Source organism: Cryobacterium breve (assembly GCF_027594785.1).
GTDB lineage: Bacteria > Actinomycetota > Actinomycetes > Actinomycetales > Microbacteriaceae > Cryobacterium > Cryobacterium breve_A.
The window spans coordinates 2,238,448-2,257,472 of record NZ_CP075584.1 but is presented as its reverse complement, the minus strand read 5'-3'; the positions used below and the strand labels follow the sequence as shown (position 1 = coordinate 2,257,472).

Annotated in this window: 15 protein-coding genes and 6 pseudogenes; 10 read left to right on the top strand and 11 right to left on the bottom strand. The window is 69.5% G+C overall.

Annotated elements, in window-relative coordinates; translation table 11 throughout:
- Positions 1-213: 213 nt before the first annotated feature.
- From hemQ to KIV56_RS11020, 7 genes and pseudogenes are all read left to right on the top strand, one after another.
- A complete protein-coding gene (hemQ, locus tag KIV56_RS11050) occupies positions 214-819 on the top strand; it encodes a hydrogen peroxide-dependent heme synthase (RefSeq protein ID WP_348648382.1) in 606 nt (201 codons plus the stop codon).
- Entirely contained in the window at positions 819-1,937 is a 1,119-nt protein-coding gene (locus KIV56_RS11045; protein ID WP_281533487.1) for a ferrochelatase, read from the top strand. The genes hemQ and KIV56_RS11045 overlap by 1 nt, the downstream gene beginning before the upstream one ends.
- A pseudogene (hemC, locus tag KIV56_RS11040) lies at positions 1,934-2,888 on the top strand (hydroxymethylbilane synthase). The gene KIV56_RS11045 and the pseudogene hemC overlap by 4 nt, the downstream one beginning before the upstream one ends.
- A gap of 3 nt (positions 2,889-2,891) precedes the next feature.
- Positions 2,892-3,683 (top strand): uroporphyrinogen-III synthase, encoded by a 792-nt coding sequence (locus KIV56_RS11035; protein WP_281533486.1) that lies wholly within the window; start codon positions 2,892-2,894, stop codon positions 3,681-3,683.
- Positions 3,684-3,883: 200 nt separating this feature from the next.
- Positions 3,884-4,870, top strand: a complete 987-nt coding sequence (gene hemB / locus KIV56_RS11030; RefSeq protein ID WP_281533485.1) for a porphobilinogen synthase — start codon at positions 3,884-3,886, stop codon at positions 4,868-4,870.
- Positions 4,870-6,201 (top strand): annotated as a pseudogene (hemL, locus tag KIV56_RS11025) (glutamate-1-semialdehyde 2,1-aminomutase). The gene hemB and the pseudogene hemL overlap by 1 nt, the downstream one beginning before the upstream one ends.
- Before the next feature lie 78 nt (positions 6,202-6,279).
- Positions 6,280-6,624, top strand: coding sequence for a hypothetical protein (locus KIV56_RS11020; protein WP_281533484.1), 345 nt, complete (start codon positions 6,280-6,282; stop codon positions 6,622-6,624).
- 61 nt (positions 6,625-6,685) lie between these two features.
- Here the strand turns inward: KIV56_RS11020 and KIV56_RS11015 are convergent, their stop codons facing one another.
- The 8 genes and pseudogenes from KIV56_RS11015 to KIV56_RS10980 form a co-directional block, all read right to left on the bottom strand.
- Positions 6,686-7,564 carry a hypothetical protein gene (locus KIV56_RS11015; protein WP_281533483.1) on the bottom strand — a complete coding sequence of 293 codons (879 nt, stop codon included), beginning with the start codon at positions 7,562-7,564 and terminating at the stop codon, positions 6,686-6,688.
- Between the two features lie 135 nt (positions 7,565-7,699).
- The gene (locus tag KIV56_RS11010; RefSeq protein WP_281533482.1) at positions 7,700-10,018 is read right to left on the bottom strand and encodes a cell wall-binding repeat-containing protein; all 2,319 of its coding nucleotides are present in this window, start codon (positions 10,016-10,018) and stop codon (positions 7,700-7,702) included.
- Positions 10,019-10,095: 77 nt separating this feature from the next.
- The gene (locus KIV56_RS11005; protein WP_281533481.1) at positions 10,096-11,496 is read right to left on the bottom strand and encodes an SIS domain-containing protein; all 1,401 of its coding nucleotides are present in this window, start codon (positions 11,494-11,496) and stop codon (positions 10,096-10,098) included.
- A gap of 55 nt (positions 11,497-11,551) precedes the next feature.
- Positions 11,552-11,881 (bottom strand): annotated as a pseudogene (locus KIV56_RS11000) (glutamine--fructose-6-phosphate transaminase (isomerizing)); the annotation flags it as partial.
- Positions 11,881-12,939 (bottom strand): NAD-dependent epimerase/dehydratase family protein, encoded by a 1,059-nt coding sequence (locus KIV56_RS10995; RefSeq protein WP_281533480.1) that lies wholly within the window; start codon positions 12,937-12,939, stop codon positions 11,881-11,883. The gene KIV56_RS10995 and the pseudogene KIV56_RS11000, both read right to left, overlap by 1 nt.
- A gap of 83 nt (positions 12,940-13,022) precedes the next feature.
- On the bottom strand, positions 13,023-13,421 hold the full coding sequence (locus KIV56_RS10990) for a UDP binding domain-containing protein (protein ID WP_281533479.1): 399 nt from the start codon (positions 13,419-13,421) through the stop codon (positions 13,023-13,025).
- Between the two features lie 94 nt (positions 13,422-13,515).
- Positions 13,516-13,671 (bottom strand): annotated as a pseudogene (locus tag KIV56_RS19800) (nucleotide sugar dehydrogenase); the annotation flags it as partial.
- 343 nt (positions 13,672-14,014) lie between these two features.
- Positions 14,015-14,386: pseudogene (locus tag KIV56_RS10980) on the bottom strand (hypothetical protein); the annotation flags it as partial.
- Between the two features lie 277 nt (positions 14,387-14,663).
- Here KIV56_RS10980 and KIV56_RS10975 point away from each other — a divergent pair.
- The 3 genes and pseudogenes from KIV56_RS10975 (at position 14,664) to KIV56_RS10965 (ending at position 16,006) form a co-directional block, all read left to right on the top strand.
- Positions 14,664-15,131 carry a glycosyltransferase gene (locus KIV56_RS10975; protein ID WP_281533478.1) on the top strand — a complete coding sequence of 156 codons (468 nt, stop codon included), beginning with the start codon at positions 14,664-14,666 and terminating at the stop codon, positions 15,129-15,131.
- Positions 15,097-15,612 (top strand): annotated as a pseudogene (locus KIV56_RS10970) (glycosyltransferase family 2 protein); the annotation flags it as partial. The gene KIV56_RS10975 and the pseudogene KIV56_RS10970, both read left to right, overlap by 35 nt.
- Positions 15,613-15,757: 145 nt before the next feature.
- A complete protein-coding gene (locus tag KIV56_RS10965; RefSeq protein WP_281536254.1) occupies positions 15,758-16,006 on the top strand; it encodes a hypothetical protein in 249 nt (82 codons plus the stop codon).
- Positions 16,007-16,062: 56 nt separating this feature from the next.
- Here KIV56_RS10965 and KIV56_RS10960 read toward each other — a convergent pair whose 3' ends face one another.
- From KIV56_RS10960 to KIV56_RS10950, 3 genes are read right to left on the bottom strand one after another with little or no spacing between them, the layout of a single operon-like run.
- On the bottom strand, positions 16,063-18,003 hold the full coding sequence (locus KIV56_RS10960) for a helix-turn-helix transcriptional regulator (protein ID WP_281533477.1): 1,941 nt from the start codon (positions 18,001-18,003) through the stop codon (positions 16,063-16,065).
- Positions 17,982-18,305, bottom strand: coding sequence for a hypothetical protein (locus tag KIV56_RS10955; protein ID WP_281533476.1), 324 nt, complete (start codon positions 18,303-18,305; stop codon positions 17,982-17,984). Before KIV56_RS10955 ends, KIV56_RS10960 begins: the two co-directional genes overlap by 22 nt.
- Positions 18,295-18,756, bottom strand: coding sequence for a hypothetical protein (locus KIV56_RS10950; RefSeq protein WP_281533475.1), 462 nt, complete (start codon positions 18,754-18,756; stop codon positions 18,295-18,297). The genes KIV56_RS10955 and KIV56_RS10950 overlap by 11 nt, the downstream gene beginning before the upstream one ends.
- Positions 18,757-19,025 lie beyond the last annotated feature (269 nt).

The following is a 19,025-nucleotide window of genomic DNA, read 5'->3' as shown; positions in this document are numbered from 1 at the left end:
GGGCGCCGGCCGAGTCTTTTGGCTCTCACCATAAAAAAGTAGAGACTGTACTCATGACTCAGCCGGCTGCCGGAGAGGCAGTAACCTCTCCCCATCCCGCCCCCGACGCCGACACCCTCACCGGTGACGCAACGAGTGCGGCGTCGCCCCAGGGCTTCACCCTTTTCGCAGTGCTTCGCAAGGACCCGACGAACCCGGACGACCTCGACGGCCGTGACGTTCCGCACGCCGTGCTCGAGACTCGACGACATCGTCGAACTCGTCGAGGCCGAGGGCGTCACCGTCCGCGGCTTCTACGACGTCTCGGGGCTCCGTGCCGACGCAGACCTGATGATCTGGACCCACGCGGCCGAGGCGGAGACACTGCAGTGGGCGAACCGGGAACTGCGCCGCAGCCGGCTCCTCAAGAGCCTGCTGCCGACCTGGAACGCGATGGGCGTGCACCGCGACGCCGAATTCAACAAGAGCCACGTCCCCGGCTTCCTGCGCGGCATCGAACCCAAGGCCTGGCTGACCGTGTACCCCTTCGTGCGCAGCTATGAGTGGTACCTCCTCCCCGAGGCCGAGCGCAGCGCCATGCTCGCTGACCACGGCCGCAAGGGCGCCGCCTTCCGCGGCGCGATCGCGAACACCGTCTCCGCTTTCGCCCTCGGCGACTACGAATGGCTCCTCCCGATCGAGAGCGACGAGCTCACCGAACTCGTCGACCTGATGCGTGAGCTCCGCAACACCGAGGCCCGCCGCCACGTGCGCGAAGAGGTCCCGTTCTACACCGGCCGCCGCATCTCCACCGCGGAACTCGTCGAGGTGCTCCAGTAATGAGCGCGTACGACGCCATCCTCCTGGCCGGCTTCGGGGGGCCGGAGGGCCAGGCCGACGTGATCCCCTTCCTCCGCAACGTCACGGGCGGCCGCGGCATCCCGGAAGAACGCCTTGAAGAAGTAGCGACGCACTACCGCCACTTCGGCGGAATCAGCCCGATCAACGCCCAGAACCGCGTGCTGCGCGCCGCACTCGAAGCCGAACTCGGCCGCCGCGGCATCGATATCCCCGTGCTCTGGGGCAACCGCAACTGGGACCCCTACCTCCGCGACGTCGTCGCCGAGGCGCACGCCAACGGCCAGGACCGCCTGCTCGCGATCGTCACGAGTGCGTACAGCTCGTACTCCGGCTGCCGTCAGTACCGGGAAGACCTCGCCGCCGCGCTCGAAACCACAGGCCTGACCGGCGTCGTGCACATCGACAAGGTGCGGCAGTTCTTCGACCACCCCGGCTTCGTCACCCCCTTCATAACCGGCGTCAGCACGGGCCTCGCGGATGTCGCGGCGCAGTTCCCCGGCATCGACCTCGCCACCGAGGTGGAGATCCTGTTCTCGACCCACTCGATCCCGTCCACGGACGCGGACAAGAGCGGACCGGCCGAACGCGGCTTCGGTGCGGGTGGCGCGTACCAGGCCCAGCACCTCGCCGTCGCGCACGCCGTCATGACGGGTGTCGGCGCAGCGGATGCCGCAGCGGGGGAGACCCCGTGGCAGCTCGTCTTCCAGTCCCGGAGCGGCCCGCCGAGCATGCCGTGGCTCGAGCCCGACATCAACGACGCGATCCGGCTGCTCCCGGCCAGGGGCATCCGTGCCGTCGTCATCGTGCCGCTCGGCTTCGTGAGCGACCACATGGAGGTCATGTGGGACCTCGACAACGAGGCGACGGAAACCGCGCACGAACAGGGGATCTTCTCGGTGCGGGTTCCGACGCCCGGCGTCGACCCGGCATACGTGAGCGGGTTGATCGACCTCGTGGTCGAACGCCTCGACGACACCCCGGCCGCCGAACGGCCCGCAGTGACCCCGCTCGGACCCTGGTACGACGTGTGCCGGCCCGGGTGCTGCGAGAACGTGCGTCTCGGCTTCAAGCCCGCGCTCGCCGGGATCGCGCCGTGAGCACCATCAGGATCGGCACCCGCGGGAGCGCGCTCGCGCTCGCCCAGACCCAGGCCGTCGCCAACCGGATCGCGGCGGCAGCGGGCACCGAGGTCGAGCTCGTCGTGATCACGACCCACGGCGACACCTCGAAGGAACCCCTGTCCGGCCTCGGCGGGACGGGCGTGTTCGCGAGCGCCCTGCGCGAGGCCCTGCTGAACGGCGACTGCGACGCGATCGTGCACTCCTTCAAGGACCTGCCGACCGCGCACTATCCCGGCCTTGTCGTCGGCGCCACGCCACGCCGGGCGGACGCCCGCGACGTGCTCTGCGCCCGCGACGGGCTGACGCTCGAGACCCTCCCCGATGGCGCACGGGTCGGCACAGGATCTCCGCGCCGGGTCGCCCAGGCTCCTGAAGGCGCGGCCAGACCTGAACGTCGTCGACATCCGTGGCAACGTGGACACCCGGCTCGGCAGGGTCACCGCTGGCGACCTCGACGCCGTCGTGCTCGCGGCCGCCGGCCTCAGCAGGCTCGGTCTCCTGAGTGCGGTCGAGGGCGAGTACCTCGAGCTCTCCGACTGGCCGACCGCGCCCGGTCAGGGTTCCCTCGCGATCGAGGTGCGCGAGGGCAGGCTCGATCGCCCACTCGGTCTCGCGCTCGCCGCGATCAACCACGCCACGAGCCAGGCCACCACGACGGCGGAGCGTCTCGTGCTCGCGCGGCTCGAGGCAGGCTGCGCCGCCCCGATCGGTGCGATGGCCGCGATCGACGACGGCCTGTTGTTCCTGACGGCCACGGTGTACAGTCCTGATGGTGCCCGAAGTATCGTGAGTTCGCACGCCGCGACGCCCGATTCACATTCCGTCACCCACCTGGCCGAGGCCGCCCAGGACGTCTCCGAGCGTGTGGCCCGTGATCTGATCCAAGGCGGGGCTGCCGATTTTGCCCCCATGAAGGTGACTTCTTAAGAAATGACCTGGCGCTACAAGACCCTCTCCAACCCAACCAAGCCGCTTGCCGGCTGGCGCGTCCTCGTGCCGCGCGGCGGCCCGTGGGGCGACCATGTCGCCGCGGACCTCCGCTCGCGCGGCGCGCAGCCGATCGTGGCCCCGATGATCAACTTTGCCGCGACAGACAACGCCCCTGCCCTCGAAGCCGCCCTCACCCGCCTGGCGGACGGTGACTTCGACTGGATGACCATCACGAGCGCGACGACCGTCGACGTGCTCTCCTCGCACCGCGCCATCGTCGCTCCCGGCACCCGGATCGCCGCCGTCGGCGAGACTACCGCCGCGGCCCTCGTCGCCGCGGGCTACCGCGTCGACCTCGTCCCCGCCGAGGACAACTCCGCCCGTGGCCTGCTCGCCGAGTGGGAAGCCGCCACCCAGGGTGTCGTGCCCCTGCGCATCCTGACCCTGCGTTCCGAGATCGCCAAGCCCCTCCTCACCGAGGGCCTGCGCCGGATCGGCCACGAGGTCGAATCCGTCGTCGCCTACCGAACGATCGGGGTGCCCGTCGACCCTCGGGTGGTCGCGGATGTCGCGGCGGGCAAGGTGCAGGCGCTCCTGGTCACCTCGGGGAGTGTCGCAGAACAGGTCCAGGCGCAGTTCGGGCCGGTCCCCGAGACGACCCTCGTCGCGTGCATCGGTCCGCGCACCGCCAAGGACGCGGCGGCCCTCGGCCTTCGTGTCGACCTCGTCGCCGAGGCCCCGAGCGCCGAGGCGCTCATCGAGGCCCTCTCCCACGTCGCCGAACTCCGCTAGCCCGGTTCCCCCTCCGCCACGCCTCGGGCGGCTCCGCCGCACCCCGCCGCACCCGCCGCACCCGCCGAGCCCCGCCCGTTCGCGCCCACCGCCTCCCGCGAGAGCGTAATTTTGGCCCTTTAAACCGCGGTCTTAAGGGCCAAAAGTGTGCTCTCGCGTGACTGCGGGGAACGTGGAGACGGCGTGGGTAGGGTGGATGGGTGATTAGTCCTGTTATTCGGCCGCGGCGGATGCGTTCCACGCCTGCCCTCCGCCGGCTCGCCAGTGAAACCCGTCTGCACCCCGCCGAACTCGTGTTGCCGATGTTCGTCCGCGAAGGCCGGGAGTCGGTGAAGATCACCTCCATGCCCGGCGTGGTGCAGCACTCGATCGACAGTGCCCGCAGGGCGGCAGCCGAGGCTGCCGCAGCAGGCGTCGGCGGCGTGATGCTCTTCGGAGTGCCGGATGTGCGCGACGCCATCGGCTCCGGCGCAACGGACCCGATGGGGATCCTCAATCTCGCGACGCGGGCCATCGCCGACGAGGTCGGAGACGCGCTCGTCGTGCAGACCGACCTGTGCCTCGACGAATTCACCGACCACGGTCACTGCGGCGTGCTCGCACTCGACGGCAGCGTCGACAACGACGCGACCCTCGAGCGGTACAACGAGATGGCACTCATCCAGGCCGCCTCCGGTTCCCGGCTGCTCGGACTCAGCGGGATGATGGACGGCCAGGTCGCCTCCGTGCGCGCAGCCCTCGACGGCTCCGGCTTCCAGGACACCGCCGTGCTCGCGTACTCCGCGAAGTACGCCTCCGCGTTCTACGGCCCGTTCCGCGAGGCCGTGCAGTCGACGCTCACGGGAGACCGGCGCAGCTACCAGCTCGACCCGGCCAACCGCAGGGAGGGCGTGCGCGAAGCCCTCCTCGACATCGAACAGGGCGCGGACGTCGTCATGGTGAAGCCGGCCGGCAGCTACCTCGACGTGCTCGCGGACGTCGCCGCCGTGAGCGCTGTCCCGGTCTGGGCGTACCAGGTGTCCGGCGAGTACGCGATGATCGAGGCGGCCGCGGCCCAGGGCTGGATCGACCGCCGCCGTTCGATCGAGGAATCGGTGCTCAGCATCCGCCGGGCGGGCGCAGACGCCGTGCTCACCTACTGGGCCGTCGAACTCGCCGCCTGGCTCACCGAAGGAAACCACAAGTGATGACCCGTAACGACGACCTGTTCGCCCGCGCCCAGCGCGCCATTCCCGGCGGCGTGAATTCTCCGGTCCGGGCCTTCCGCTCGGTCGGCGGCACCCCCTGTTCCTGGTGAAGGCCTCCGGCGCCCATGTCACCGACTCCGACGGCCGCGACTACGTCGACCTCGTCAGGCTCCTGGGGGCCCGCGATCCTCGGCCACGCCCACCCGGAGGTCGTCCGCGCCGTCCAGGCCGCTGCGGCACTCGGCCTGTCCTTCGGCGCGTCCACTCCGGGCGAGACCGAACTCGCCGAGTTGATCGAGGGCCGCGTCTCGGCCGTCGAGAAACTGCGCCTCGTCTCGACGGGCACGGAGGCGACCATGACCGCCATTCGCCTCGCCCGCGGCTTCACCGGACGTGACCTCCTGATCAAGTTCGCCGGCCACTACCACGGACACTCCGACGGTCTCCTCGCCCAGGCCGGCTCCGGGCTCGCGACCCTCGCTCTGCCCGGTTCCGCCGGCGTGACCGCTGCGACCGCGGCGCAGACCCTCGTGCTCCCGTACAACGACCTCGGAGCCGTGCGCGCCGCGTTCGAGGCGCACCCGGGGAAGATCGCCGCCGTCATCACCGAGGCAGCGGCCGCAAACATGGGCGTCGTCGCGCCGGACCCCGGCTTCAACGCAGCCCTCACCGAGCTCGCGCACTCTTACGGCGCGCTGCTCATCATCGACGAAGTGCTCACCGGGTTCCGGGTCGGACCGGCCGGCTACTGGGGCCTCGACAACGTGGGAGAGACCAACGCTGAGCCGTACCGTCCCGACCTCTTCACGTTCGGCAAGGTCATCGGGGGCGGCCTGCCCGTCGCTGCCCTCGGCGGTCGCGCCGATGTCATGGACTACCTCGCCCCCGTGGGCCCGGTCTACCAGGCCGGCACCCTGTCCGGGAACCCGGTCGCCGTCGCGGCGGGCATCGCCACCCTGCTTGCCCTCGACGACACCGTCTATCCTCGTCTCGATGCGACCGCGCTCCTGCTCTCCAACGCCGTCTCCGCCGCGTTTTCCGCAGAGGGTGTCGCGCACAGCGTGCAGCGTGCCGGCAACCTGTTCAGCTTCGCCTTCGGGGCGGATGCCGCCTCGCACCCCCCGCGGGACTACGCCGCCGTGCAGCGCCAGGAGGCCTTCCGGTACGGTCCGTTCTTCCACGCGATGCTCGATGGCGGGGTGTCGCTGCCGCCGTCGGTGTTCGAGGCCTGGTTCGTCTCGGCGGCCCATGATGAGCAGGCGATCGAGTGGATTCTCGACGCCCTGCCCGCGGCGGCGAAGGCGGCCGCGGCGGCCGTGGCCCCTGCCTGACGACGCGCACAGTTCCGCGTTACTGCATTGTGAGGTTTCGACAGCCGGATTACCGGCCGAACGGGGCAGACTAGGCCTATGGCTTCCTTGCGCGTTCATCCCGATCGGCTCGAGGTACACCTGACGAAGGCGGAAAAGACCCTGGCCTTCCGTCGCGAGGACATCGTCGTCGCGCGGGAGAACATCCGCTCGGTGACGATCACGGACGACCCGTGGATCTGGATCCGGGGGATCCGCGCCCCCGGTCTCGAGGTTCCCCTCGTGGTCGCGGTCGGCACGTGGAAGTTCCACGGGGGCAAGGACTTCCTCGCGATCAAGCGCCGCCGCCAGGCCGTCGTCATCGACCTCGTCGACGAGGACTTCTCGCGCGTGATCCTCACGACCAACCACGCCCCAGACCTGATCGCGTCGCTCAAGCTCTAGCTCCGGCGGCCTACTGTGTACGCCCGCGCCCGCGGTTCCTTCGCGTTACCGGGGTTCCGGCCTACGGGCGCACGCCGCTCGTCGTGACGATCTTCGTCCAGGGCCCTTGCGGCACATCCGCCGCCTCGACGAACTGCCAGTCGACAGTGTCGTTCTCGCCGTTGATGTCGCTGAAGCGCAGGCAGCCGTTCAGGGCCGGGGAGACGTCCATGCCCGCGCCGTTGAACTTCTTATTGGCCGGCCGGGCATCGTCCGCACCGAACACATAGGCGGCGTCGTGGTACTGGCCGGGCCCGGCATCCTCGATCTGGCCGTAACAGGTCTGTCCGTTCGAGCGGATGCGCACCCACCGGTTCTTCATGAGGCTGACGGTGTCATCGCCCGCCGAGCCCGCGTACGCGGACTGGCCCGCCCACGGCACGACCTGCTCGCGGGTCGCGAACGCCTGGGCGTCGTTGAGATCGTCGAACGGGAGGTCGAGGTAGAACGGGTTCTCCTTCGGTTTCAGCTGGGTCGGAAAGAAATCATTGGCCGCCGTCCGCACCTCGGTCTGGCAATCGTCGGCGGTCCGGACACCGTCGCAGCCGCCGTAGCTGTCCATCCACCCCGAGTCATACGTCGAATAGACCTGGCTGCCGTCCGCGGCGTTCGGGTCGAAGATCTCGCCGACCCAGAACGTCGTCGAGACGATCCCGGTGTGCCAGGGGTACCCGCCCGCGACCGGAGCCGTGGGGTTCGATGTGCCGGTGGGCGTCGGGCCGGCCGTCGCGGTCGGTGACGTGGGCGGCGCTACGGAAGGCGACGCGGACGGGCTCGGTCGCGGAGCGGTCGAGAAGACGATGGTCAGGACGGCGAGCACGGTCAGGCCGATCGCCAGCACGCTGATCAGGATCGCGCGACGACGGGGAGTCCAACTCCCGGTCTCATCAGGTGTCGACATTCACCCTCCCTCGTACTCGCACTCGTACTTTTGCTGGTGCTGGTGCTGGTGCTGGTGCTGGTGCGGTCGCAGTCGTGGCCGGCGCCTCCGGGAAACGGTGGCGCCGACCACGACTGCGGACAGCGGCGGCTGGTGTCAGACGCAGCCGACCAGATTGTAGACGTTGTCGCTGAGTACTGCGGTCCCGCCGAACAGCACGAGCGAGGTCGCGCCGAGTCGTTGCATCTCGGTGGACACCCCCGCTCCGAGGCAGGTCGTCGGACTCAGGTACAGCGGCGCATTCTTCAAGCCGGCCAGGGCTGCGCCGGCCATCGCGTCCGGGAAGCTCGTCCCGACCGCGAGGTATGCCGTCGAACTCGTGGCGAAGGCGTCGAAGTTGATCGCGACCGCCGTTGCATATCGGTCGGCGCCGGAATTGCGCTTGACGGTTGTGACTCCGGGTACGACCTTGACGGAGTTCTCGATTCCTGCGGTGACGGAGTTGGCGTCGCCCGCGATGCGAACCGTCGTGACCTTCAAGGTGGCCAAAAGGTTCGCGGTCGCCGTGTCCAGGGTCGCGCTCGCACCGGGGACCAGGATCGTGGGCCCACCGAAGTGCGCAGCTGCCGGACCGGCGGCGAGCGCATCCGGGAAGTTGGCCCCGGATGCGAGATAGGCCGAGGTCGCTCCTGATCCGAAAGCATCAAGTGCGATCGCCCGCGACGTCGCATAGCGGTCAGGTCCGGCGATCCGTATCACCGTGGCTGTCGGCCGTGCGGCCTGCGCTTGTGCGAGCACGGCGTCTGAGACGACATTTGTGCCGCCGACCGCGACGATCAGCGTCGGTGCGAGCCTGGTGATCTCTGCCGCCACGCCGGGGACCAATCGATCCGGCGGAGTGAGGAGGACCGGCGACTGGAAGTGAGCAGCAGCGGGAGCCGCACTCAGGGCGTCGGGGAAATTGTAGCCATTGGCCAGGTACACGCGTGCAACACCCGGCGCGTATGCCTGGGAGATTTGCACGGCAGTTGCCAGCCGGTCGGCGCCGGCGAGCCGGGTCGACACCGAAGGCGGCGGGGCGCCGACACTGTCGTAGAGGGCGTAGTCATCGGTCACGAGTGTTCCGTTCGTGGTGAGATTCAGCCCGAAACTGATCCCGGTCGAGCCGGCGGGCACGGGCGGCGTCGTCCAGGATGCTTGAGTGTATGCGGCCGAGGACGAGAACAACGGGCTCGAGGACCAGTAGATCCAGCCGCCGACCGCATTTCGGTAGTACACGTCGAACTGGGTGGTCACCGTCGATTTGTACCAGGTTCTCAGTGAGTACGTGTGGCCCGGGGTGGCCGTGGGCGCGCACGTGCCGAGGTCCTGCATCAGGGCGAGTTTCGCGTCGCCGCTCACGAGGCCGGTCACGACGAGTTGCTCGGCCTTGGTTCCGGTGTGCGCCTCTGCCGCCGTAGTCAGGGTCGTGAAGGTGGCGGTGCTGGCGCCGAAGCCGCCGGCCTGCCAGCATTGCGGAGGCTGCGCGGGCGTCGTCACGATGGAGCTCGCCGTCTCGAGGCTCGGGTTGAGCACGCCGTTCTCGCCCGCTGCCGGAGCGGCCCGGAAGGCGTTCGTGGAGGCGACGAGGGGCTTCACTGCCCCGCCGATGACCTGCTGCACCGTCTTGACGGTCGTGTTCGTGGTCGAGCCGGGGTCGGTCGCCTTGCGGACCTTGAGCCAGTCGACGAACTGCTGGAAGATCGCCGGGTCGTTCGTGAGGTTGAGCGGGTCACACACCAGCGCGGCGTTGGTGCAGATGTGGTGGAAGGTCAGCTGGACCCAGCCGCCGCCGCTCGTTTCGGCGTCCGTCACGGTCTTCTGCAGGTCGGCCAGGGTCCACGTCGCGTCGACCTCGTCGGGCGCCCGGGTCTGGAAGGCGTTTGCAGGTGGAATCGTCTCGGCGAACAGCCCGGCGGTTCCGCCGAACCGCGTGAAGGTGTCGCCGAGGTTGCGGGCGCTGTTGAAGCCGCAGGCACTGACCGCCGCCTCGAGGGCCGGGGTCACGCTCGCGAACGGGTAGGCGAAGTCCGTCGTCGGGAAGCCCCAGTCCGCGAGGGTGTTGCGGCCCTGGCAGATCTGCTTCGTGTACTCCGCCGCTGAGAGAGTCGCCAGGTCGGGGTGGCTCACCGTGTGCCCGGCGATCTCGTGGCCCGCGGCCTTCATCGCCGAGAGCTGGGCGCGCGTGAGATAGGTCGGCGAATCGATCCAGCCGGTCGTGATGAAGAATGTCCCCTTCAGGCCGGCAGCGTCGAGGATCGCCGTTGCCGCGCTCTGGTCGGCGTTTCCGTCGTCGAAGGTGAGGCTGACGATCGTCGGCGGGTCGGTGACCGCGGCATGGGCTGCTGTGGCGCCACCGCCGATGAACACCGCGCCTGCGGCCAGAATCGCCCCCCAGCGGAGAAATCCGCCGGTCGTCCGTCTACGTGATGACATGGTGCCACGCTCCTTCTCTGGTGCTCGGGTGTCTTGGGTGGAGCCCTGCCTGGGCCCGCGGGTCTTCGCCGCCCCGGTCAGTCCACGGTGACCGACTTGGCCAGGTTGCGGGGCTTGTCGGCGTCGAAGCCGAGCTCGACGGCGAGGCCGAGTGCGAGCATCTGCAGGGGCACGACGGCCGCGAGCGGTCCGCACGGCGCGGCGAGGGACAGCGGAACCTCGACGCTGCTGCCCGGCCGGCCGATCGTGATGATGCGTCCGCCCCGGGCGCGCACCTCGGCGATGTTTCCCGCGAGCCGGTGATCGTCGTCGTCGATCACGATGACCGGGGTGCCCTCTTCGACGAGGGCGAGCGGTCCGTGCTTGAGCTCGCCGGCCGGATAGGCCTCCGCCCAGCGGTACGTGATCTCCTTGAGTTTGAGAGCGCCCTCAGCCGCGTATGCGACGCCGGCGCCCCGCCCGAGGAACAGGAAGCCCTTCGCGCCGCGCACCTCCTCGACGAGAGGAGGGAGCAGGGCCCGCGCGGCCGCTGCGGCCTCCGCGAGTTGCTCCGGAATGAGGTACAGGTCGTTGACGAGGCGGTGGGCGCGGGCGACGTCCATCCTGCCGCTTGCGACGAGCGCGGAGATCACGAGCCCCGTGCCGACGATGACCTGGCAGACGAAGGTCTTCGTGGCCGCGACACCGATTTCCGGTCCGGCCGCGCAGCTCAGCACGGCGTCGACCTTGCGGCCGAGCGTCGAGTGCACGTTGTTGACGAGGGCCAGCACCGGAGAGCCCTGCGGTCCCTCCTCGAGGGCACGGAGCACGTCCGCGGTCTCGCCAGACTGGCTGATCATCACCGTGAGCGTTCCCGGCTCGACGACCGAGCCGGCCGCTTCGCTCGCGACGACGGAGGAATGACCGAGCCCACCGAGCCGGCTGAGGGCCGAACCGATGACCTCACCGGCGTTGAGGGAGGTCCCGCACGCGACCACCCGCATCCGGTCGAACCGGGGCAGGCCGAGGTCGTTCCAGAGTTCGCCGGTCGCGATCCGGCCGCCGACCTCCTCGAGCAGTCGGGCCGCGGCCTCCGGTTGCTCCCGGATCTCGGCCGCCATGTGGTCGTCGGCCTCGACGGTCAGCGAGAAGTGCGGCCGCGGTGGCCTCGGGATGGGCGCGGGAACCACGGCCGGGATCCCGGAGTTGGTCCAGACCAGGTCGTTGGTGACCTCGACGACGTCGCCGTCTGCGAGGATGTGGAATTCGTCGACCCAGTCGCCGATCGCCGAGATATCGCTCGCGAGGAAGATTCCGGCGGCGGAACGGGCGGCGAGCAGCGGTGAGCGGTGCGCGGCGGCGACCATGCGCCCTGTCCGCGCGTCGAGGACGACGAGGGCCCACGACCCGGTCAGCTGGGCGACCGCGTCGCTCACCGCCCCGAGCAGGTCGTCTGAGTCGAGCAGGCGGTCCTCGACGAGGTGGCAGATGACCCTCACTGTCGACCTCAGAGGAGAAGCGGTGGCCGGCGTGCACGAGCTCGGCCCGCAGCCGGTCCGCGTTGTCGAGGATGCCGTTGTGCACGACGCTCAGGCGGCCCTCGCAGTCCTGGTGAGGGTGCGCGTTCTGCACGCTCACCCCGCCGTGGGTGGCCCAGCGGGTGTGTCCGATGCCGGTGCCGGCAAGCAAGGGGCCGTCCCAATCCTCGACGAGCCCGGTCAGGGAGTCGACGCGGGAGATCGTGCGGAACACGGCCGTCGTGCCGTCTGCCGCGGATACGGCGATGCCCGCAGAGTCGTAGCCGCGGTACTCGAGGCGCTTGAGTCCCGCGACGAGATATCCGGGAGCGGGTTCGAAGGCGCGACAGGCGATGATCCCGCACATCAGAGCACACCGGGCGTCTGGCTGCCGGCGGCGACGAGGCCGGGGTCGTGCGGATGCAGCGGCGAACCCGCGAGGGCCATCGCCTCGTTGCCGTTTCCGCCGGCCACTGCGGCGCCGGCCACATTGCGGATCACGTCGTCGAGGGGGGTCCTGGGTTCGAAGTCGACGAGCTTGCGCGCGAGCCCGTTGTTGGGAACCCGACGGCGCATGTCCTCGTAGCCGGGGGCGTACGCCTGCTCGTAGGGAATCAGGCTGATGGTGCTCGTCGAGCCGAGCACGTCGATCACCCGCTCGGCGAGGCCGAGGATCGAGATCTCCTGGGCGCCGCCCATGTTGACGGCCAGGCCGTACGCGGCCGGAGTCTCGGCGAGGCGGACCAGGGCGGGCACGATGTCGCCGACGTAGGAGAAGCACCGGGTCTGCCTGCCGTCGCCGAAGACCGTGAGAGGTTCCCCGCGCTGCGCCTGGCCGACGAGGTTCGGGAAGACCATTCCGTAGCGCCCGGTCTGGCGGGGCCCGACGGTGTTGAACAGGCGCACGATGGCGACCGAGAGGCCCAGTTCACGCCAGTAGGCGTGGGCGAATGCCTCGTCGATCCCCTTCGCGGCCGCGTACGTCCAGCGAGACTTGAGAGCGGAGCCGAGGATGCGGTCGGAGTCCTCGTCGAGGCTGTCAGCGGTGTTCTTCCCGTAAATCTCGCTCGTCGACGCGAGCAGCAGGGTCGCGCCCGCGGCGACGCAGGCGTCGAGCACGTTCTCGGTGCCGTGGATGTTGGTGCGCAGGCTCGTCAGCGGTTCTTCGACGATGAGCTTGACGCCGACGGCCGCGGCGAGGTGGAAGACCCGGTCGCGCCCCGTGATGAGGCCGGTGACGAGCGCCTTGTCGAGGATGTTGCCCTCGACGAATCGCAACCGGGGGTTGTCGCTGACCCCGGCGAGGTTGCGGAGCGAGCCCGTCGACAGGTCGTCGAGCACGATGACGTCGTCGCCCTGCTGCAACAGGTATTCGGTGAGGTGGCTGCCGATGAAGCCGGCGCCGCCGGTGATCAATGATTTCACGGTGGTTCTCCGATCGAAGGGGTGGGCAGGGCAACGGATGCCGGGGGCCGAGCGGCCCCGGCATCCGCCCGGGAAGGGAGGGGTCAGAGCTGCACGCGGCGCGGCAGGTCGGTGCGACGGTAGGTCGTGTCGAGCACAAGGACCTCGGGGGAGAGCCATTCCCAGTCGACGTTGTCGTGGTCGGTGTGCAGGACCACGAGGTCGGCGCCGAACGCGTCAGGGTCGATCGTCGCGGTGAGCTCGCGGCCGTCCCTGAGCCGCACGGACCCGAAGAACGGGTCGTGGAACCCGACGTCCGCGCCCTGGTCGGCCAGCATGCTGAGGATCTCCAGGGCGGGCGACTCGCGCAGGTCGGCGACGTTGGGCTTGTAGGACACCCCGACCACGAGCACGCGTGAGCCGCGGAGCGGCTTGCCCTGGTCGGCGAGGGTCTCGCGCACCCGCTCGAGGACCCGCCGCGGACGGCCGGCGATCTCGCTCATCGCGTGTTCGATGACGGGTGCGTCGACGTGGGCCTTGCGGAGCCTGCCAGAGCAGGTAGTGCGGGTCGCACGGGATGCAGTGCCCGCCGACGCCGGCACCGGGGAAGAAGGGCATGAACCCGTACGGCTTGGTCGCCGCGGCGTTGATGACCTCGATGACCGAGAGCCCGAGGGCGAGGCACGCCTCGGCGAACTCGTTCGCCAGGGCGATGTTCACCGCCCGGAAGGTGTTCTCGAGGAGCTTGCTCATCTCGGCGACCTCGAGGGAGCTGACGCCGTGGATGTTGCGGGCGTAGCGGCCGAGGAGGGCGGCTCCCGCGGTCTGGCAGGCCGGTGTCGCCCCGCCGACGACCCGCGGCACGTCCTCGTGGGCGTAGCGGTCGTTGCCGGGGTCGATGCGTTCCGGGCTGAAGGACACGAAGATGTCCTTGCCGGCGGTCAGGCCGCGCACGAGCAGCGGGGTGACGAGGAGGTCCCTGGTGCAGCCGGGGTACGTCGTGGATGTGAGCATCAGGAGCCTGGCCGGGAACGGCGGCGTCGACGACCATCGTGCACGCGCTCGCGAGGATCTCGAGGTCCGGGGTGAGGTGCTCGTCGATCGGGGTGGGGACGCAGATGATGACCGCCGCCGCGTCACCGAGCAGGTAGGTGTCGCCGGTGATCTGGAAGTCGTCGCCCGTCATCGCCGTCTCGAGGCGATCGCGGTCGGACTCGAGGAGGTCGGCCTCACCGCTGCGGATCACGGCGAGCCGGCGTTCACTCACGTCGACGCCGAGCACCCGGAGACCGGCGGCGTGCAGGGACAGTGCCGTGGGCAGTCCGACGTAGCCGAGGCCGACGATGGCGACGTCGAAGTCGAACTGCGTGCGGGGGATGACCGGGATGAGCAGGGAGTCCGCGGCCGTGCGCTGACGGCCCTGGTGCGTGAGCGGAAGGGAAGAGTCGTCGACGATTTCGATTGACATTCCAGGTCCTTTGTTTGGGTAAGTCGGTGAGGCGGATGCGCCGCTGGCAAGGGAGGAGTTTCGGGACTCGACGGTGCGCGGCCTGTGGTGTTCCCGCGGCCAGTCTCTGCAGATGTCCCGGTCCGGGCAACCCGTGGAGGGGACTCTGCGGGATCGTGTGGGCATCCCGCAGTCGGATGTGGTTAACCGCAGTTGTCTGCTGTCGCGGGCTCCCGGCGCCGCGTGTACGGTCGGACCACCGGTGCGACCCCGCCGCCGGCGGCCGACGGAGAGTCACATGCTGAGTCTGATCGTGGTGCTGATCCTCGTGGTGGGGGTGAACACCGCCCTGTGGGGCACTGTCGGTCTGGGCCGGGTCGTCGCGCAGGCGTTCCGGAAGCGGCCGCGGAGCGCACGCCACCGGCTCGCGCAGACGACGGCGGGCCGGGCGGGTACGGCACCGGCAGGCCGTGTCACCCCGAACGACGTCGCCGTGCTGATCGCGGCCCACAACGAGGAACTCGTGATCCGGAACACGATCCGCTCCGCGGCCAGGCTCGTGCCCGTCGGCAACATCTTCATCGCCTCGGACGCGTCGAAGGACACGACGGCGGCGATCGCGGAGGAGAGCGGCGCGAACGTCGTCGAGCTCCTGCCCAACCGCGGCAAGGCGGGTGCGCTCGTCGCCGCGATCACGCACTTCCCGGCTTGCCGAACGCTTCGAGATCGTGATGCTTCTGGATGCCGACACCCAGCTCGCGGATGACTACATGGAGACGGGCCTCCCGTACTTCGACGATCCGGGGGTCGTCGCCGTCGCCGGCCGGGCAGCGACGGTCACGGACCCACCGTCACCGACCCGGCTCGGCCGTTTCCTCGTGGCGTACCGTGAGCGGTTCTATGTCGTCGTGCAGTACCTCCTCAAGTATGGCCAGGCAGCCCGCTTCGCGAACGTGGTGTCGATCGTCCCCGGCTTCGCGAGCATGTACCGCAGCCGGATCCTCGCCGACATCGACATCTCGGCCCCAGGTCTCGCGATCGAGGACTTCAACATGACATTCGAGGTGCATGCCAAGCGTCTCGGCCGCATCGCGTTCCACCCCCTCGCTGCGATCGCGTACACCCAGGACCCCGACACCTTCCGGGACTACACGAAACAGCTGCGCAGGTGGACGCTCGGCTTCTGGCAGACGGTCCGCAGGCACGGTTTCCGGTTCGGGACCTTCTGGGGAGCGCTCGCACTCTACGTCTTCGAACTCGTGACGAGCAGCATCATGATGCTGATCTTCCTTCCGCTTCTCCTGTTCTCACTCGGTGCGTCGGCCTGGGGGGAGGTCTCGGCCGATCCCGTGTGGATCGCGGTCGCCCAGGCGGTCCCCCCCGACGTCCATCGTGATCGGGGTGCTGGTGCCGGACTACCTGCTCACGATCCTGGTCGTGATCGTGACCGGGAGAGCGCAGTACCTGGTGCTCGGGATCGGTTTCCCGCTCGTGCGCATCGTCGACGCCTTCATCTGCCTCCGGACCATCCCGCAGGCCTTTTTCGGCCGGTCGAGCGGCACCTGGAAGAGCCCGGAACGACGGAGCAACACGGCCACGAACTCCGGGATCGCGGTCGGCGACGCCCTGCCCCGGGGGTAGCGCCCCCCGGTCGGGCCCCCGGCCGCGGGGCGCGGGGGCCCGACCGGCTCAGTGGATCAGACCATACCGCTCGCCGCGCCGTCCGCCAGCACCGCTCCGGAGCCGGAGAGCAGCGCGATCAGGTGCGACCGGGACTTGGCGCCGAGCTTGTTGTACGTGCGGGTGAGACGCACCTCCACGGTGCGCAGGGACACGAAGAGCTCTGCTGCGATTTCCTTGTTGCGCTTGCCCTGCTGCACGAGTTCGGCGACGAGCCGTTCGTCGGGGGCGAGGGTCGCGAGGAGGGGGTTGACGCTCGGGGCGTGGGTGCCGAGACGCACGGCATCCGCTTTCCTGGCCCACGGGATGGCGCCGAGCTGGGTGAAGATCATCCGTGCGGCCAGGTACTGGTCGGCGCCTTCCCTGCCGTGACCGAGGTTCACGAGCCGGTCGGCGAAGCTCAGAAGGGTACGGCCCTGCTCGAATTGTGAGTCATTGGGCTGCCAGAGGCCCGCAGCGTGTTCGAAGACGGCGACGGATGCCTCGCCGGGTGTCAGCAGGGCCTCGGCGCGAGCAGAGGCGAGCACGATCCACCGGGTGTGGAAGGGCCGGGCCCTGGCCCGGAACTCGCGGAACTGGATGACGGCCTCCCGCAGCCGGCCGGACAGCACGTATGCCTCGATCAGGTCGACCTGGTTCCGGAGCAGCGAGGGGTTGCGGAACGCGGAACCGATTGCCCCCGCCCGGTGCAGGAACGCGATCGCATCGTCGAACCGGCCCTCCATGAGGGCGAACCGACCTTGGTCGGCTACGAGCCGTGCGGCGAGCGCCGGATGGTCGCTCGTCGCGAAGCTGCGGTTGCAGAGCTCGATCGCCGCGTCCGCGCGGGCGCGGTCACCGCGGGCCTGCCAGTACCAGGCCGTCAAGAGCTGGAGCGGGCGACGATGCACCTGTTCCGTCCCTGAGGCCGTGAGTGATTCGATGATGGCCATGGCCTCGAATTGGTTGCCGGCGAGGATTTCGTTCTCGGCGAGGTAGTACCTGGCCGTCTGCAGGACGATCGGGTCAGGAGGGGGCTCGAGTCCGACGACGGTGCGCAGCACCCGCCTGGCGTCGCCGTAGCGATCGATGAACGTGAGGCTGCGGCCGAGGACGGACAGGGCGCGCGCGCTCGTCTCCTCTGTCCAGCCGTGCCGGGAGACCCTCTCGAACATCCGCGTCGACGGACCAGGGTCGCCCTCGAGGGCGGAGAGCAGCAGCGCGGACAGCTCGTGGAGTTCGACGGACTCCGGGGTTGCGCTCTCGAGAAGGTGGCGGCCCCTGGCCAGGGCGTCCCGCGCGGCGTCGACTTCCCAGCGCTCGGCGTGACTGAGGGCGCTCATGCCGAGCAGGCGCGCGAGGTCTTCTGCCCTGCTGCCCGCGCCGCGCAGACCGACCCAGTCGTCGAGGTCGGTCGTGAGCAACTGGTGGGTCGACATGAATTCGATTCCGGTGCGGAGGATCGCCAGCTTTGTGACCGTGGCGATCGAGCCGGGCCTGCGCTGGCCGAGCCTGGCGTAGCGGGCCGCATACGAGAGTTCGCCCTGCAGGTACAGCGCGTCCGCGACCTCGAGAAGGGCCTCGGGGCTGCCCGTCGCGTCGAGGGCGAGCGCGAGGGCGCGTTCGGCGAGTTCGACGGCCTGCCAGATCAGGCCCCTGCCGGCGAATTCGGCAGCGGAGGCGAGCAGTTCGTCCGAAGACAGGCTGCCGGCATCCGCCCAGCTGCGGTGCCAGGCCGCGAGGCCGGGGTCCCCGCCGGGCGCTGCCTCGCTTCGGGCGGCGCGGGCGTGGAATTCGGCACGGGTACCGGCGTCGATGGACCAGTAGAGGTGGGATCGCAGCGCAGAGTCGGAAATCCGTAGGTACCGGCCGTCGCGGACCACTGTGCCCGCGGACAGGAGCTCCTCCAGGGCCCCGCGAAGGGGGTCGCCGCTCTGCCGGAACGGATCCTGGCTGCTCAGGTAGGAGCAGGACAGCATCGCCAGCAGCAGATGCTGGTCGTCCGGTTCCTGTGAGGTCCGGGTCGAGGGGCGCGCGAGGCGCGGAACGGCAGCGCGACCGGGGCAGTGTTGCCGAGATGCCTGCTGGTCAGGAGCCGGGCGTTCCTGGCGAGTTCCGACGGGCTTCCCGACGAGGAGAAGGCGAGCATGCGACGGAGCGCCTCGTCGGCCTGGGGCCCCAGAAGCTCGGTCGCGAGGAGCATCGATTCGGCGAAGGTGAGCCGGTCGAGGGTGATGCGGGGGAGCGAGGCGAGCGGGCCGACGGGCGGCTCAGCAGACACGGTTCCCACGAGGCGCAGTCCCGTGCCGCCGAGGCGCGTCGCGACCATCGCGAAGACGGTCTGGCTCGCGAGGTCCATCAGGTCGAGGTCGTCGATCAGGAGGAGGGTTGCCGCCGGCGTGGAAGTCGCGGATCAGGGCAAGAAGTTCCGCCGCGCGGCCGGCGAGCTGGGCATCCGCTTCGCCGGGGATCAGGAGTTCGCTGGAGAGCGCGGCGGCGGCCGGGTTCTGGAAGGAGGCGACGAAGGCGGAGAGGCCGGAGAGCGGGAAACCGGCTTCGGCAGGATTGATCTTGACCCGAAAGATCTCGACCCCAGCGATCGGTTCGACGCAGGCGAGCAGGCGCGACTTACCGGATCCGGGTTCGCCGACGACCAGCAGGGCCGACTCATGGGCGGCCGTTGCGACATCGATGATCGCGCCCAGCATGTCGCGGTGGATGCTGGACTTCATGCGAAGGCCCCCGGGGTCTGTCCGTACCGTTCCGGGGGTCGGTGAAAGAGTTCATTCATGAGACGGCGCTTCGTTTCGGGTAACGAGTGCGTGCGGATCACTCTATTCGGGGAGTACAGCAGCCGCCTCGGGGATGAGTCGGTGCTCTGCATTACTACCTGTGTGCGGTTCCGGAATGGGTGGTCCGGAACCTGGCACCCCCGGTGAAGGGGGTTCCTGTTATGCAAGGTACGCTCATTTTTTTCCAAGGTATCCCCCACAAGTGGGGG